Below are 17117 nucleotides of genomic sequence, written 5' to 3'. Positions count from 1 at the left end.
ATTGAAAGCTTCAATCTTTTTTTTATTGGCGGCTTCAGTCGCATCGTCCCATGCCTTTCAAAACGACTGGGAAAACGAGCGGATGATCGAGCAGGGGAAGCTGAGCACCCGTGCAACATCCTATTCCTATGAAACCGAAGCGGATGCGCTGAAGGGGGATCGCGCAAAGTCACGCATGGTTTTGCTTAACGGCGATTGGAAGTTTAAGTTTACGCCTGACTCAAAAGACCGTCCGATGAATTTCTTCAAGACCGGATACGATGCGTCCTCATGGGATACGCTCAAGGTTCCGTCCAGTTGGGAGATGAAGGGGCATGGACAGCCCATCTACACCAATGAAAAATATCCCTTTACTCCAAACGAACCCTTTATTGACCGTACGAATCCTGTGGGCTCCTACGTTCGGGATTTCGAGGTTTCAAAGGATTGGAAAGACCAGCGAATCATTCTCCACTTCGGCGGCGTTTCTTCAGCTTTCTACGTATGGTTGAACGGGGAGCTTGTCGGGTATAGTCAAGGCAGCCGTCTGCCTGCCGAGTTCGACATCACTGAATTTGTGAAGGAAGGCAAAAACCGGTTGGCGGTTCAGGTGTTCCGCTGGTCGGACGGGTCCTATCTGGAAGATCAAGATATGTGGCGGTTGAGCGGTATCCATCGCGAGGTGCTGCTGCTGGCTCAGCCTAAAATCGCCCTCAACGATTTTTTTGTTCGGACGGATCTGGATGAAAATTATGAAAATGCACTGTTGCGCGTTCGCCCCCGGATTCTCTCGGATGCGCTGGATAATTCCAAAGGATGGAACCTGACGGCTCAGCTGTATGGCGCTGAAGGAAATCCCGTGCTTGAAAAACCGATGCACAGCGGGGTGCATAAGATTTTGAATGAATTCTATCCCCAACGAGACAATGTGCCGTTCGGGTTGCTCGAAGCGCAGGTTTCCAATCCCCGGAAATGGTCGGCGGAAGATCCTTACCTCTACACGCTGGTTTTTAAGCTGACGGATAAAGACAACCAATTAATGGAAGCGCGCAGCTGCAAGGTCGGCTTCCGGTCGGTCAAAATCAGCGACAAGGCCGAAGTGCTCGTCAACGGGGTTCCCGTTAAGATGATGGGGGTCAACCGCCACGACCACGACCATCTTGAAGGCAAGGCGCTCACCCGCGAGGATTATCGCCGGGATGTGGAACTCATGAAGCAGTTCAATTTCAACGCCGTTCGCACGTCGCACTATCCCAACGATCCCTATTTTTACGACGTGTGCGATGAATACGGCATCTACGTCATGGACGAAGCCAATGTCGAATCGCATGGAGTACGTGGGCAGCTGGTGAACCGGGCATCCTGGCATTATGCGGTGAACGATCGTGTCATCCGCATGGTGGAGCGCGACAAAAACCACCCGTCTGTTGTTTCCTGGTCGCTTGGTAATGAAACCGGCTACGGGCCGATCCATGCCGCCGCGGCATCGTGGGTCAAAGATTTTGATCCCACTCGATTTGTTCACTATGAAGGCGCACAGGGCGATCCAAACCATCCGGACTACATCCCCAGAGGAGGCTTTGAATCACAGAAGTGGGAGCTTCCTGCAAACCCGGATGATTCTCCGTATGTGGATTGCATCAGCCGCATGTATTCCTCTGTTCCCCAGCTTAAGGCGCTTGCCGAAGCTGAACACATTACGCGGCCGATTGTCATGTGCGAATATGCCCACGCCATGGGCAACTCGCTTGGCAATATGACCGACTATTGGAACCTGATCCGCTCCAAGCCTAATTTGCTGGGCGGTTATATTTGGGACTGGATCGACCAAGGCGTGCTGACCACCAATAAAGACGGCATGGCTTTCTTCGCTTATGGCGGCGACTTCGGCGACCAGCCCAACAGCGGCAACTTCTGCATGAACGGAGTAATCAATTCCGACCGTACGCCCGGTCCGAAAACGTGGGCGTGTAAATATATCTTCCAGCCGGTCGCTTTTGAAGCCGTCGATTTGAAAGCAGGGAAGGTGACGCTGATCAACCGCTTCAATTTTACCAATACGAAAGACTATTCCATTCGTTGGAACCTATCCGAGGAGGGTGCCGTGGTTCAGGAAGGCGTGTTGGGAGCAATCGATATTCCGGCAGGACAAAGCCATGAAATAAAAATCCCATTCCAATCTCTGGAAAGCTCTTCAGGCACAGAGCAGTGGCTTCGTCTGAGTGTCCATGAAACAACCGGCAAACCCTGGTGCAAAGCCGGTTTTGAAATTGCAAAGGAACAGTTCCTTGTTAAAGGCAGGGATGGCTCGCCAAGCCGGCCGGAAACGGACGCCAAGCTCTCTTCAAAAGAGTCGAATAAATTCATCGAGCTCACAGGAAAAGGTTTCTCGGCAAAGGTGAATAAGGCTACTGGCGAACTCAACAGCTATGAGATCGATGGGGACGAATGGATTAAAAGCCCGCTGCGCCCGGCATTCTGGCGCCCTCAGACGGATAACGACAAAAAGGGAGGGAAAACCCATAAGCTGATGAAGTACTGGATGGAACTGGACGGAAAGCTTAAAACCGAATCGGTTGAATTACAGAAGACGGATAAATCATCAGCAATGGTTGTGGTTAAGAAGAGCGCGGATCAAACCGATCTTGTCATAACCTATACCTTCAACGGAAACGGCGAGGTGGAAGTGGCCATGGAACTTGATGCTGACCCTTCTTTGCCGCCGATGCCTCGGTTAGGATTCGCCATGGGGATATCCAGTGATTTTTCGACGACGCGCTATTTCGGCAAAGGACCCTGGGAAAACTATGTCGACCGCAATGCCGGTGCCGAAGTCGGGTTGTATGAACAGCCGACGTCGGAAATGCACTTTGAATATGCCATGCCTCAGGAAAACGGAAACCATACTGAAACACGCTGGGTTGAACTGGCTGGCGGCGAAGGTACACTGCGGGTCGATGGAGCCGAACCATTCGGCTTCTCTATCTGGCCTTGGTCGGCGGAAAATCTGGAAGCCGCGCAGCATACCTATGATCTGGCAGATCAGGGCTTTTACACGCTTAACATTGATCACAAACAGATGGGCGTAGGCGGTACCGACTCCTGGTCAACTAAAGCCCTTCCGCTGGAGCATTACCGCGTGCCAGCAGGAAAGTACAGCTGGGCATTTACTTTGAGTCCTGTTAACCGCTAGTACGATGCTTTCAGTTTTAATCATATGGTGGTGGGGGCAAACTTCAAAACACTAATCTTTGGAGCACTGTTCCAATCAGGATGATAGAGTAGTTTTGGTGGCGGGAGTTTAGGACCCCCCTTAATTATCTCCAGCAATCATATTTTAAATATAGCCCGGTCGGTTCCCCTCCGTCAACCCGGATGTCCCGTGTGGAGTGTCTGGCTGTTGCGGTAGATTTGTAAGTATTTTAAGGCTAGGTGGTTGTGCTGTCTACGGGATGCCTGTCCTCACGGCCCCGCCAAAAGAGTGGTGTAATTAAGTGAATGTCAAAGTCTAGAACGCCTGCCTGACAGCATCTAGTGCGTACTTTTCTTGTTCTTTGCCGAGGCGGCTTTCTTCCAGCTTTCGACGGGGTTGTTATAGTCGAGCGGGTCGCTGAGGTCGGCGCTTAGTGTGAGCAGGGCGGTTTTCAGCTCCTTAACTTTTGATGCGTATTCCGGATTTGTGGCCAGGTCGTTCTGCTCGAACGGGTCGGCCTTCATGTTGTAGAGACGGTTGGCGTCGGCGGTGGGGTAGTGGATGAGCTTCCAGTCGTCTTTGCAGATCATGCGCTGCTGCCCTTTATATGCGCCGTAGATGGAGTCGTAGTGTTTCTTTTCGCCTTTGAGCATGGGCAACAGGCTTTTGAATTCTACATCGTCCGGGATTGGAGCGCCGGCGAGGTCGAGCGCGGTGGGCATGATGTCCTGCAGATAAATCGGCGCATTATTCTTTTCGCCCTTTTTGACGTTGGGGCCAACGACCATGAACGGGACCCGGACACTGTGGTCGTACATATTCTGCTTGCCGATCAAGCCGTGGTGACCGATGGCCAGGCCGTGGTCGGCGGTGAAGACAATGTAGGTGTTATCGGCCTGGCCGGTTTCTTCCAAGGCCTGGAGGATGCGGCCAATCTGGTCGTCCATGTGGGTGATGAGGGCAAAGTATTCCTGCCGGTTGACCTTCACGGAATATTCGGTGCGAGGGAACGGGGCGAGGCGTGCATCGCGCAGTTCTTCGCCGCAGCCGATCTCGTCCTGATATTTATATTTCGGAACAAAGTTTTCTGGCAGCTTGACGCGGTCGAGCGGATAGCGGTCGACGTATTCCTTTGGCGCCTGGCGCGGGTCGTGGGCGGCGTTAAAGGCCAGATACATGAAGAAGGGCTCGTCGTGGGTTTTGGCATCGTTGAGGAAATTGATACTGTCGTCGGCAACGACTTCGCTCCAATGTTTGCCGCCTTTCCAGAAGCCTTCATATTTGGTTTCCCAGGGTTTCCATCCGTTTTTGTAATCTTCTTCATCAACGGGACGGTTGTAGCCTTCCGGCGTCTGGTTGGGCATGCCGGGGCGTTCGTGTACCGCAACATCGAAGATGTCTTCCGGTTTGGCTTTCACGTGCCACTTGCCGGTCATATAGGTGCGGTAGCCGGCTTTATTCATTAGCTGCGACCACATGCGCCTGTCTTGGACTTCCTTTTTCATTTTAGGGCCGGTGTCGTGGGCATAGGTGTTCCAGACAAAGCGCCCGGTGTTGAGCATGGCTCGGCTTGCCACGCAAACGGCGCCGTTGTATGCACCCATGTTGTAGGCGTGGGTAAAGGTTGTTCCGGCTTCGACCATCTTGTCGAGGTGTGGGGTGTCGATATCGAGCAGGCCGTATGCCCCGATGGTTTCGTATGACATGTCGTCCGCGAAGATAAAGAGGATGTTAGGCTTATCGGATTTGGCATGAACCGTTGTCAGTGATCCCAAAATGGCGATTGCGAAGAGATGTTTCAGCATGAGGCGCTCCTTGGTGTTTCGAAAAACTCTCCAATCTCTGGATGTTTCCAGAGATTGGAACTGCCGGAATGGCATGGGGGAGAGGATTATTTTTTAAATCCAATTTTGAGTGCGTATGCATGCTCGCAGGGTTTTTCTTTCGGGAACCAGATCTGGAGCCCGTCCCCACTGCTTTCCCAGTCGAGTTTGCCGTCATGTCCGAGCAGTTCCACGGAAACCACTTCGGCGACGCGGGTGTTCATGGCGGTGATGTTTTCGAGTACAACCGGTTTTTTCTTGGCATTGGGCCAATCCATGACGAAAGCATAAAGGGTGTCGCCTTTGGTTACGTAGCGGATATCGCGTGACGTCAGCGCCGATTCGAGGTCGTGCGCGCCGATCTCTCCTTTGCCTTCGCCGAACATATACCACGGGCGGGTGCCGTAGATGGCTTCGCCGTTGACGTCGAACCATTCGCCGACGTTGTTCAACAGGTCGGTGGCTTCTTTGTCCAGTGTGCCGTCGGCCTTGATCGGAATGTTGAGCAGCATGTTGCCGTTCTTGGAGACAATGTCGATGATCTTGTCGACCACGAGGCCGGGCTTCATGTAGGGCTTGGCCGGGTTGTAGCCCCAGGAGCCGATCGAGTCGTCGGTCTGCCATGGCTTATCAAGAATCGAGGCGGCTTTGCCACGCTCGTAGTCGAGGGTGGCGATGCCGTCGGCGTAGAGGCCCTGCCATGGACGTTCTTTGATGGCCATGACGCCTTCGGGGCGCTGGTTGTAAAAGTGGGCGATGACATCCATGCCGGTTTTTCCTGCGTCGCTGCCGCGGAAGGGCACGGCGCAGTCGAAATAGAGGGTGTCTGGTTCATAATCGTCGATGAGCTGCTTGACGCGCTTGGCCCAGAGGTTGCGCCATTCCGCCGGAGCATCGTAGGGTGCGCGCGGATGCGTGCTTTGTCCGTCGTTGGATGGATAGAGTCCTTTGGCCTTACCTTGCGCTCCATCGTAGGGGACGCCTTTTTTCGGGCCTTTGGTATCGGCCTGGTTTGCGGTGTTCAGCCAGCTGTAGGAACGGGAAAGGTGGGTGGTGACGCCAAAGCGCAGGCCGGCTTTGTGCGTGGCATCCTTCCACATGCGGATAAGGTCTTTTTTCGGCCCCATGTTGACCGCGTTCCATTCCTGGTATTTGGAGTCCCACAGGTCGAAGTTATCGTGGTGCACGGCGCAGGGCGTGAAATATTTGGCGCCGGAGCGCTTGAAGAGTGCGAGCAGGGCATCGGGATCAAAGTTCTCGGCCTTCCACATTGGTATAAAGTCGGCATAGCCGAATTCGGAAGGATGGCCATAGGTTTTTATATGATGGGCATATTCGGGCGTGGTTTCGTCGTACAGCTTGCGGGCATACCATTCCCCCTGTTCAGCGACGGAGTACGCGCCCCAATGCAGGTAGATGCCGAACTTGGCATCGCGGAACCAGTCGGCGCATTCGTATTGCTGCAACGATTCCACGGTGTTTTCGAACATGGGTCTGGCTCTGGCTCCGGCATGCGTACTGAGCGTTGCCATGCAACCAACGATTGCCATTCCAGTGATTATTTTTCTCATCAAATTCCTCCTGTGGATTGCTTTCATAAAGTGCTTTAACCATTCAACCCCGCTACCGGGTGATTGTTTGATCATTCTACGGGAAAATAGCTAATAAACTATAATTCATCAAAGAAAACGGTTCGGCGGAGTTTCCTTGTATGAACAGTTTTATAGGAAAACAGATGAAGAATTTGACGATTATAGCGGGAATGCTCTGCACAGCATCGGCATATGCTGCAGAGTTTTATGTGGCAACTACAGGGAGTGATGTTTCTCCAGGAACCTTAGAACGGCCTTTTGCATCATTGCAGACTGCTGCTCAAAAGATGTCGGCGGGGGACATTTGCTTTGTGCGGGGGGGAACCTATTTCCAACCCTTGGAAATCGAAGAGATGAAAGGGGCAGCCGACCATCCATTCATTTTTCGGGCCTATCAGAATGAAACCGTGGTGTTGGATGGGACTGCTTCCATAACACCGGACTGGGATGAGTGGGAAGACGGCATCGTCAAAACAGCCGTCGAGCAGGATATGTGGCAGCTGTTTGAGGGCAATACACCGGTTGATCTTGCCCGGTGGCCGAATGCGTCGGTCAGTGACGGTTCGATCTGGGACGTACATAAATCCATGCGGTCAACCGACCGGAAATGGGACAACAAACTGGGGCGTTCCGAGAGCGTTACGCAGCCGGGTATTGTTTTTGACCGCAATCATGAGGGCTTCGGGGCACAGACGCTGGCTGAAACCGGGAAAGATTTTTCAGGAGCGATTGCCGTTCTGAATATTGGCCATTGGCTGACCTGGGCGCGGCCGGTGCTGGAGCATAAGGCGGGCAGCAACCAGTTTACGTATGATCCTGAAGGCACGCGCATGTTGAAGTTTCTGGAATATTGCCTCTATGGTCTTCCGGCGCTGGATCATGAAAATGAGTGGTGGTTCGATGCGAAAACAAAGACCCTCTATTTTAAGCCTGCACCGGGGCAGAAGCCGGATCTGCGCGGCAAGGTTCGCGATTTTAACCTGGTTGCCCGCAATTGTGCGCATGTGCAATTTATCGGGATCGATTTTTTTGCAACCACGTTTCTGTTGGATGAGTGTGAGAACATGTTGATCGAAGATAGTCAGCTGCTTTATCCCAGCACGCACAAGTTCGTGTTGGGAGAGTTGGGCTGGTTCAGCAACAAGCCGCCGGCGGATGGCGGCAACGCCATGACGCTCATTTATAATTCGGGCGAGGGCGATTGCGGCAATGTAGTCAGGAATTGTTCTATTGAATATCCAAACTCCCCGGCCATTGGGCTGTTTAGTTCCGGCGCGGTGTTGGAAAACTGCTATGTCCACGATGTTGAATGGGTCGTTAATTCCAGCGGGGGAGCAGGGGCGCTGGCAGGGGGCGATCGGGTTACGGTCAAAAACTGCACCCTACACACCACGGGTGCGTCGGAAGGCATTCGTCTTGGAGCTGGATCAACGATTGAAGGGAACCATATCTACAACACCAGCCTGCTGCAGCACGACGGCTCGGCCATCAACATCGGCACGCCTTCGCAACCCGGCACGGTGGCCAGGCGCAACTGGGTGCACGATACCAAACAGCAGGCGATGCGGTTCGATTCAACCACCAGCACATTCGGCACCGATGCGGCCGTTGTCGAGAACGTCTTTTTCAATGTTCAAGATGGAACTGGCGGCAACAAGTTTAAGGGCGATTATCAGTTGTTCGCGAAAAATACGGCATTTGATTGTTTCGTGGCGATCCCGAAAGGATTTGGCGCAACCGATGTCCACAACGAACATACGCTGGTCTGCAACAATCTGGTGGACCACTTGGTTGAATGGAATATGAAAAGCCGGACGAACGGTATTCCTGCAGAAATGATGGCTAACATGTCTGGCGAAGGATCTGTGCGTCGCCTGCTCCGCGATCCCGACAACTTCGATTTTCGGCCAAAAAAAAATGTGACGGGGCTTATCGATCAGGGCGTGAACATTTGCCGCGCTGATCTTCCCGGAGAGAAAATCCGGTTTCCGGGAATCGAGGCCGTGGGTCAGCCCGATATCGGCGCCTATGAAGCCGGAGCCGCTACCTACTGGATTCCTGGTTGCAGAATGGAAACCGCCGCTACACCAGTACCGAAGAATGGGGCGCAGCATGTTCCTCTCGATACTGACCTGATGTTTCTCCATGCGTACAAGATGGATTCCCACAAGATCTACTTCGGTACGTCCCCGGATGCTTTAAAGCCGATTGCAGAGATCAAAGGCTTCTCCAACATAGTCGATCCCCCCGAACTAGAGCCGGACAAGACCTACTACTGGCGGGTTGGTGCCAATACCGGTGAAAGTGAACGGCTTTCCAATGTCTGGAAGTTTACGACGGGCGAAGGACGATCAGAACTCGCCAAAGCTTCCGGGTTGTCCTTTTAACTGCTCGGAAAGCAGTCGCTTCATCATCGCCAGCTTTGGGGCGTATTCCGGATTCTTGGCGAGGTTGTTCTGTTCGTTGGGATCTTTTTCGAGATCGTAGAGCTGGTCGGCGTCCCAGTAGCAGGCATAGTTTTTGGGAATCTTTTTTTCCAAACTGCGCCCGCCGCGCGTGGAAGCAATGTGGTAGAGCGATTTTGGTTTTCCAGACGTTGGGATATCAAAGTTGGCCTCGCGGTCGGGATGTACACGCCATGCAATATATTTGAAACCGTCCTTCAGCACCGCGCGGCTGGAGCCGATCTGCAGATGGATTGCATCGTGGATCGGCTTGTTTACGCTGTTGAGGATTTCGACAAAGCTTTTGCCGTCCATTTTGGGTTGGCTGGTTGCGGGAATACCGCAGAGGTCGTAGACGGTTGGGGCAAAGTCAATGTTGCCCAGCAGCTGCTCCGTCCGCCATCCGCCCTTGAGGTTTTTTGCCCACACAAACGCAGGGACATGCGCGCCCCCTTCGTACAGCGCCCCTTTGGCTTCCATTCCGTTGTCGACAAAGAAAAAGATGATCGTGTTGTCGAGTTTGCCCATGACTTCGATTTTGGAAACGATGGCATTGATGCCATCGTCAAGCCACAGGGCATCGGCGTGGTCGCCCTTGATGTTATAACCTGCAGCCTTGAGCCGTTTCGGAATAGTGTTGCGTCCAGGCTGGACATTCAGTTCCTCTTTTAAAACGCCGCCGGGCGTGAAAAGGGGATTCGCGGAATACTTGTGCCCGGCAGGGCCGGGACCATGGTTGAGGGTGGAACAAAAGTGGAGATAGAACGGCTTGTCCTGCTTGGCGGCGAGGTCGAGGAAGTCGATTCCTCCCTTGGTGATCCAATCCTGGTTGTGCGCTTCCATCTTGATCGGCATATGGCCGGGGACGTTGCCGGCATAGATGCTGGCGGCATAGTCGAAGCCATTGTTGAGGACGCTCTGAACTTCGGCGGCCTGCTTGCTTTGCAGGAAGGCCTGTGTTTTTGGATCGAACGGATCGGCCTCGCGCCATTTCGTGATGCTCGGAACCTTGATTGCTCCGTCGTTAAGCACGTGGTTCTTTCCCGCGAAACCTGTAAAGTATCCGTTGGCCTTGAGTACGTTGCCCATATTGGGTTTTCCGGGAGTTATGTGCACATTGAAATGCGGGTTGGGCTGGTTGCCGAATTCTGCCATGTCGTTCAAGAAGCCCTTGTCCTGACTGCGGCTGGGATATTCGCCGGTCAGTACGCTGTAGCGGCTCGGGGTGCATACTGTGGACGCGGCATACATCCGGTCGAGAATAATGCCCTCGCTCGAGAGGCGGTCGATGGTCGGAGTCAGATTCAGCGATTTCCCTTCGGCGTCTCGTCCTTCCTGAAGAAAATTAAACTCCGTCCGCCACTGGTCGTCGGTCACGATGAATAGAATGTTGGGGCGTTTAGATGCATTGGCCATGCCGGTGGCCAGTGCGCAGATGGTCAACAGGCTGACCACGGTTTTGCATTGTTTCATGAACAATTCTCCGTTTATTGAGGAAGTCGCTTCTCCTCTATAACACTCTTTAGCGCTGAAGGTTTGATGCTTTTTATCGTTTGGTTCGCAAAATGAATAAAATTTGGAGTCGGTGGCGGGGTTCCATTCTTATACGGTTCACGTACCTTTGACGGAAACTATGAAACACCACCCAACATTTGATAGCAACGGAATGCCGGAAAAGATCGCCGGTTTGGAAAAGCTTTACGACAGCGACTGGTTGGACGCAGACGAGGAGGAGAAAGAGTTTCTCTATCCGATTTCTAAAATGCTGTCGGAGGTGCCAGAGCACTATGGCGAGGAAACTTTCGTCAAGGCCGGCGGGGAAAAGCGGATTTTCAAGGTGCGCGACCTGCGCACGGATCGTGTTGTTGCCTTGGCGCGTCCTATTGAAGGAGCATCGGCCGAACAGAAAGAAGGATTCCTGCGCGAAGCCCGCCTTACGGCCTGCCTGCAGCACCCGAATATTATTTCGGTCCATGACATTGGCTTCGATGCGGACGGCGAAGCCTTTTTTACGATGGAGTTTGTCCACGGCAGCACTTTGAAGGAGATTGTCGATAAACTGGAAACCGGCGATCCTGACTACGAGCGGCGTTTTCCGAGGCTCCGCTTGCTGGAGTTGTTCGTGAAGATTTGCGATGCCGTGGCCTATGCGCATTCGCGCAATGTGGTTCATCTGGATTTAAAACCCTCTAACATCTTCATCGGCCCATTCGGCGAAGTGCTTGTATGCGACTGGGGGTTGGCAAAAATCATACAGTCGGATGAGCCCCATACTCAGCGAATCGAGGGAATCCCGGAAGAAGAGCTGCCCAATGGCGATATCCTTAACGATCTGACTCGCCGGGGAACCATTAAAGGCACCCCCGGTTTCATGGCGCCCGAACAGGTGGGCAAGAGCCAGCAGGTGTCGGCAAAGACCGACATCTATTCGCTTGGTGCCTTGCTGTATTATATTCTCGCGCATCGCCCGACTTTTACGGGCGACTCCATGGCCGATGTCGCGGAGCAAACGCTCAAAGGGGGCATTGTTTCTCCATCGAAGCTGGTGAAGGGCATCCAATTCGGGCTGGAAGCCGTGGTTATGAAGGCCCTGAAACTGGATCCATTTGAACGCTATGCATCGGTCGGTAAGTTTCGCAATGAGCTGGATCGCTATCTGCTCGGCTTTGCCACCGAGGCGCAGCATGCGGGGTGGGTCACGCAATTCAAGCTTTTGATCAAGCGGCGCCGGATAGCATTCCGCGTAGCCATGTTTTCGTTTGTGCTGCTTTGCATGATTGTGGTTTTTGCCTTCGTAAAGGTTGTTGGCGAAAAACAGGTGGCTGAAGATAATCTGCGCCTCTACATTGAAGAGACTGAGCATTCCCGCGCACTCAGCGACAGCATCCGAGCAACGGCAATGGACTTGATTAACGCCGAGGACTTTCTCCACGCCGAGGGCAAGATCAAGGCCATTGAAAGCCACCTCTCTCAAGAAACCGACCCGGAAAAGATTTATGCGCTGACGGAGTATCTGGCGTTGCTGCATTTTGTGATGCAGGACTTTAATAAAGCATCTGAATATTTTGGGCGCATCGAGGTTGTGAAACGGTATCAGGATTGCGAACAACTCGCGAAGAAGTATGCCGTAATCAAGCCGCTTGACCACAAGTGGCTTGAACCGTCCGATATGTGCGACCTGCTGTTCGAGGTGAAGCGGCATATCCGGGCGGTGAACTATTATCTCGCCTATTATTATTTGAATAAATCGATCAAGCGGCCGGCTGATGAAATTTTGCCCGTGGTGGAAACAATGCTCGATATCCTGAACTACGAATCGTATAGGGATGTAGGAGAGCACTCCCTGCACGCAACCGAAGATGCAAGGGGCTGGCACCTTTCGCTTTCGGGTACGCAGTATGCGTTGTTCCAACTCCCCATCGCGGTTCCTCTATATGAATCCAACGTGCTGAAACCCCTGCGGCTCTATTCGCTGGACGTGAGCTATTCGGGATTCAACGATATTGAGCGCCTGCATGGGATATCGGTCAAGGAGCTGAATATTGCCGGGATTAAAAGCATCCCTCCCCATAAATTCTATGCGTTCACTCGGCTGGGCGTGGAGCGGGTTTTCCACACCTTGGAACATTCCGATGAGTATCTGGCCGAGCATGCGCCGGGGGTGGAGTTTGTTCGGGTGGAGGAACAAGGAAGCAGTATGTAGTACCGCCTTTGGAAAGGTTCCGCCTTTGGGCCCCCCGCCAGTTGCGCTGGATTTCATGAACGGGACTGGAGGGCGAGGCTCTGTCCGAGCCAGTGCACGGAATGGCTCCGACGACGCAAAGCGAGTCTGAGGAACGCAAGACAACCGTCGCCCTCCACCATAAGTCATGAAGTCCCAAACAAGGCGGCTCTAGAGGACTGGCCGCCTAAAGGCGGGACTACATGCTATTTTTCCTCACTCCAGCTCTTCCTTGAGTTGCTGCAATTCGATTTTGAACCGGGATTTCACTCTGGATTTCAGCGTGTTGACCGTGCTGAACGTCATATTTTCCTGTTCCGAGATCTGCTGAGCCGTAAGGCCCTGAAGGCTCAGCTTGAAAACAGTGATGGCGTTTTGAGAAAAGAGCTGTTCGATATTCTGCAACGCAAGGTGGGTCAGGTAGACGCGCCACTCTTTTTCGGCGATTTCCTCGATGTCCGGCAGGCGGATGGAATCCAGGTAGCTGATCGTGGAATCGCCTAGCGCTTTTTCTTCACGATCAATCCGGCGTTTGCGCGAGCGGATAAAGTTTAATACAGTATTTTTCGTGACGGTGCTAAGATAGTTGCGGAATCGTAGCTCCTGCACATCGAGCTCCGGCAACCGCTTCCAAATCTTGATCATGATTTCCTGATGCAGCTCATCGGCATCGCTGGCGGAAACATTCATGCTTATGAGGATGCTGTAGACATAGCGCGAATATATGCTGAACAGCTCTGCCCAAGCCTCATCGTTATGCTGGTCCTGGACACGTTGAATAAGTGTTTTCCGGGTGGCATAGATGTCGGTGTTCGACGGCTGTTTGTTCTCGTCCATATCCACTGAACGTAGTCGAAGCGCTATTTTGATCAAGTTTTTTCCAGCGGCTGGAAGTTCACAGGCCTTGAAACCTATAGAAAACAAGGGCTGCAGGCCTTGTTTTGGATTTGGACATATTTTTTTCGTTTTTTCATCAAACCCCATTTTTGGGCGGAGTTAAATGAGTTACATAGGGCGTGTATTAGGAAAACGCGCCGTTTCGTTAACCTTAGTTAATAAACTGAAATACAGGAGGATAAGGATGAAAGTGAATAGATGCTTAGCAATATTGATTGGCGTCGCTGTCAGTGGCAGCGCGATGGCAGCAAACTGGGTTTGGGATGGCGATGCCGCTCCGGACACGAGTTGGGTAAACCCCACGAACTGGAATAATAATACAATGTACACGGACAATCTGCCGATATTGGACACGGGCGATTTTGCGACGGTAGAGCCGGGGACTGACTACTCTACTGCGTCTGCACCGTTGCGCATCGGTCAGAATGGGGCGGCCGAACTGCAGGTTGTCGGCGGCGATCTGACCATACTCAACAACGTTTACATGGGGTACCTTGCTGCGGCAGGACATGGAACTCTGACGGTGAACAGCGGATCGTTCACCACGACGGGCAACATGATTTTCGGCAACAACGGCGCGCCTAGCGGAACGCTTAACCTGAACGGTGGCGCGGTTAATATCGCTGGTGGGTTGCAATTACCCGCAACCGCCGGAACCTATACCATCGGATTGAATGACGGCACGCTTACGTGTGGAGCAATAAATCCCGGGAGCGGCGCCAACATTGATATGACGATTGGTAGCGGAACGTGGCTGATTGAGAGCGACGAACGGAACGATATTGGGCAGATGCTGTTCCAGGGACAGCTGTCGGCGGATCCGGGCCTCAGCATCAATGTCGATTATGACGAAGTTCTGACCAATACAACCGTTACGGCCACAGCAACCCCGACCGGCGACACGCTGCTGATCTCCTCTCCGGGCGCACTGCTTACACTCGAACTTGACGCGCCCTCGACCATCGCCACGGGCGATATCGTCGTCGGCTATCTAGAAGGGGCGTTATTGGCCAACGTCGAGGTCTCCGATATTCTGATTGGCGAGGAATCCAACACGAACGCCTTCACGCTCACCTCTTCAACCGCGTTCTCGCTCACCGACGCCGTTCCGAGCAACGAAACTGTTTCCATTCAGTTCGACAACACCGTCGCGGGCCTGACGCACAGCGAATTCGCGACTGGCACCGTCTTCATCGTATGGAACGAGGTTGGTAATCCGACAAGCCAGACCAACCAGATTAATCTTCGTGCGAACTTTACCGATTCGCCAGCTAGTTTTGATCTTGACCCCGCACTGGTTGACCTGTTGCTGTCCGATCCCTCCACGACCATTACCGGCACCGTGGTTGCTTCCTATGTAGAGGCCCAGACCGACGCGACAAACGTCATCGTTTCCGCCCTGTCCATCAGCAACGCTTCCCACGCGGGATTCACGATTCTGACCGGAACACCGCTCGACCTCGTCAGCCCCGCTCCGAACAGCAGCGACCTGAACGTTATGTATGACAACACCGTTGGAGGTCTCGCAGATGGTGAAACTGCAACAGCAGATCTCGTGGTTACCTGGCAGGAAGCCGGTGGAGTTGAGCAGGAAGAAATCGTCCCGTTCACGGTTACCTATGCGGCAGCCATCCAGAGCGAGCTGATCATCGATCCGGACATGACCTCCTTTGCAGGTAATGTCCGCTGGTTGGAACGTCAGCACGTGGACAATGGATGGTACACACGTAATGCTGCGTGGACCCTCGATGCGAGCGGCGAAGGATTTGTTAAGAATCTTGTGAACGACGACGCGGTGGCGCAGGCAAGCGCGATTACCTTCATGACCGGCGGTGTTTTGACCGTCGAGTTTGACTGGACTCCGGCCACAAATGCCGTGACTGCTGACGATCTCACGCTGCGTTATAACTGCTATGCGTGGTTCGACGACACGGGCAGCGCCGCAGGCGACGATATGATTCTGTTGGACACGGAGAAGAAAGCATATAGTTTGTCAGGAAATTCGGGGTTGATCGACTTCGCGGACAACTTAAAGGTCTATCTTAGTCCGGCTCCGAATAAAAAATATGCGATCGACACAATCGTCGGCGTGGCGGGCGTCACCACTAATGTCGTGATCGAATACGACGTGAGTGGGTTGGCAGAAGCCGTCAATGATGTGGGTGACTGGGATTTCTGGGGCATCCGCTTCGAAACGCCGGCTGCTGCGATTGCCGGCGGTAAAGTCGGAAACGTTTCCGCCTGGACCGTACCCCCTGTAGTTGAAGGGCCGGATTCGGTCAACGATATCACAATGGCGATTGACGGAAGCGATCTGATTACCTGCTTCATCGGTGAAGAATACGGAACCTATGCTCTGCAGAGCTGTGGTGATCTCGTCACTGCAAACTGGACAAATGTTGGCGATACCGTTACCGGCGTTGGCGATATCTGTCTTACCAACAGCATCTCGGCAGAGCAGGCGTTCTTCCGCATTAAACTTGAGGAATAATCAACCTGCCTTAAGTAATGCGATTCCGTAAAGCAACCCGGGAATTCCGGGTTGCTTTAAGCTGAAACAAGAAAGGGAAAATAATGAAAAAAAGCCTGTTAATTATAAGCATGATAGCGGTTGGCGGCTTGTCTGCCCATGCCGCGCTCCTCGTGTATGAGGGAATGGACTATGATACGGGATCCGGCACAATTGATTCCGTCGGTACCGCAAATACAGGTACTGGATTCGGTGGTGCTTGGCAGACTGACGACGGTTCTGCTTCATTCACCGTTGGGGCAGACAGCCAAAGCTGGGGCACTCTCCCTACGAGCGGCAATAAGCTTAACCGGACGGAAACGAGCGATGCAACGGTCAGTCGCAGCGTTAGCGCTGATTTGTCTGGTGCCAGTGAGCTTTGGTTCAGCTTGCTGTTGGATGTGTCCGATATGAATGGATCAATCGGTATCGCTACAGGAGCCTTCGAGGGATATGGGAATGGAATTGGCACCTTTACCAATGCGGCCAGTGGAGGTTTTGCCATTGAAGTTGATAACGGGGGCACATGTAATATAAGTGCGAAAGTTTGGGGTACAAATGCTGGGGATAACGAGGGCGATAAAGTCTCTCTTGCCGGTCAGCATTTTCTCGTCGGTCAGATCACGTTTGATACGGATGGAGAGAAGGATACCTTCAAGCTCTACAATGTGGGGACGGACTTTGCTTTAGGCACTGCTTTCTCAACGGCAACCGCTGCGGTTGACGAATCATTGCTGGATACGTTGTCCATTGCTTCAAAGCGTAGATACGGAGTGGATGAGATCCGCATGGGCACCAGTTATGTGGATGTTATTCCGGAACCGGCTACGCTGGGTCTGGTTACCGCATTTGGGGCCGGGGTTCTGTTTATCCGCCGTCGTTTCATGATATAGTTTCCAAACACTGGAAACGATGAAAACTCCGCCGGGGGGAATACCTTGCGGAGTTTTTGTCTATTC

9 protein-coding genes are annotated in these 17117 nt (G+C 53.0%); 5 read left to right on the top strand and 4 right to left on the bottom strand.

Translation table 11 applies throughout. The annotated features are described in order from the left end of the window. The first annotated feature begins 1 nt into the window (after position 1). Positions 2-3172, top strand: coding sequence for a glycoside hydrolase family 2 TIM barrel-domain containing protein (locus SCARR_RS06950; protein WP_222846204.1), 3171 nt, complete (start codon positions 2-4; stop codon positions 3170-3172). A 338-nt stretch (positions 3173-3510) separates the two neighbouring features. On the opposite strand, the gene SCARR_RS06945 is transcribed toward SCARR_RS06950, so the two are convergent. Then, positions 3511-4977 (bottom strand): sulfatase-like hydrolase/transferase, encoded by a 1467-nt coding sequence (locus SCARR_RS06945; protein ID WP_136060775.1) that lies wholly within the window; start codon positions 4975-4977, stop codon positions 3511-3513. A gap of 86 nt (positions 4978-5063) precedes the next feature. After that, positions 5064-6566 carry an alpha-L-fucosidase gene (locus tag SCARR_RS06940; RefSeq protein WP_168433075.1) on the bottom strand — a complete coding sequence of 501 codons (1503 nt, stop codon included), beginning with the start codon at positions 6564-6566 and terminating at the stop codon, positions 5064-5066. Between the two features lie 164 nt (positions 6567-6730). Between SCARR_RS06940 and SCARR_RS06935 the strand changes: the two genes are divergently transcribed. After that, positions 6731-8974 (top strand): right-handed parallel beta-helix repeat-containing protein, encoded by a 2244-nt coding sequence (locus SCARR_RS06935; protein ID WP_168433074.1) that lies wholly within the window; start codon positions 6731-6733, stop codon positions 8972-8974. Here the strand turns inward: SCARR_RS06935 and SCARR_RS06930 are convergent. After that, entirely contained in the window at positions 8939-10504 is a 1566-nt protein-coding gene (locus SCARR_RS06930; protein ID WP_136060772.1) for a sulfatase family protein, read from the bottom strand. The two genes, SCARR_RS06935 and SCARR_RS06930, sit on opposite strands and share 36 nt — an antisense overlap. Positions 10505-10664: 160 nt before the next feature. On the opposite strand from SCARR_RS06930, the gene SCARR_RS06925 reads away from it, so the two are divergent. Next, a complete protein-coding gene (locus SCARR_RS06925) occupies positions 10665-12734 on the top strand; it encodes a serine/threonine protein kinase (RefSeq protein WP_136060771.1) in 2070 nt (689 codons plus the stop codon). Positions 12735-12968: 234 nt separating this feature from the next. Here SCARR_RS06925 and SCARR_RS06920 read toward each other — a convergent pair whose 3' ends face one another. Continuing rightward, entirely contained in the window at positions 12969-13625 is a 657-nt protein-coding gene (locus SCARR_RS06920; RefSeq protein ID WP_168433073.1) for an RNA polymerase sigma factor, read from the bottom strand. Between the two features lie 208 nt (positions 13626-13833). Here SCARR_RS06920 and SCARR_RS06915 point away from each other — a divergent pair, with 208 nt between their 5' ends. Together SCARR_RS06915 and SCARR_RS06910 are read left to right on the top strand one after the other, a co-directional pair. Then, the gene (locus tag SCARR_RS06915; protein WP_136060769.1) at positions 13834-16140 is read left to right on the top strand and encodes a hypothetical protein; all 2307 of its coding nucleotides are present in this window, start codon (positions 13834-13836) and stop codon (positions 16138-16140) included. A gap of 83 nt (positions 16141-16223) precedes the next feature. Further along, positions 16224-17051, top strand: coding sequence for a PEP-CTERM sorting domain-containing protein (locus SCARR_RS06910; RefSeq protein ID WP_136060768.1), 828 nt, complete (start codon positions 16224-16226; stop codon positions 17049-17051). Positions 17052-17117: the final 66 nt, after the last annotated feature.

It is taken from the genome of Pontiella sulfatireligans, from assembly GCF_900890705.1.
Classification (GTDB): domain Bacteria; phylum Verrucomicrobiota; class Kiritimatiellia; order Kiritimatiellales; family Pontiellaceae; genus Pontiella; species Pontiella sulfatireligans.
The sequence above is the reverse complement of the archived record's forward strand: the minus strand, read 5'-3'. Positions and strand labels throughout refer to the sequence as shown.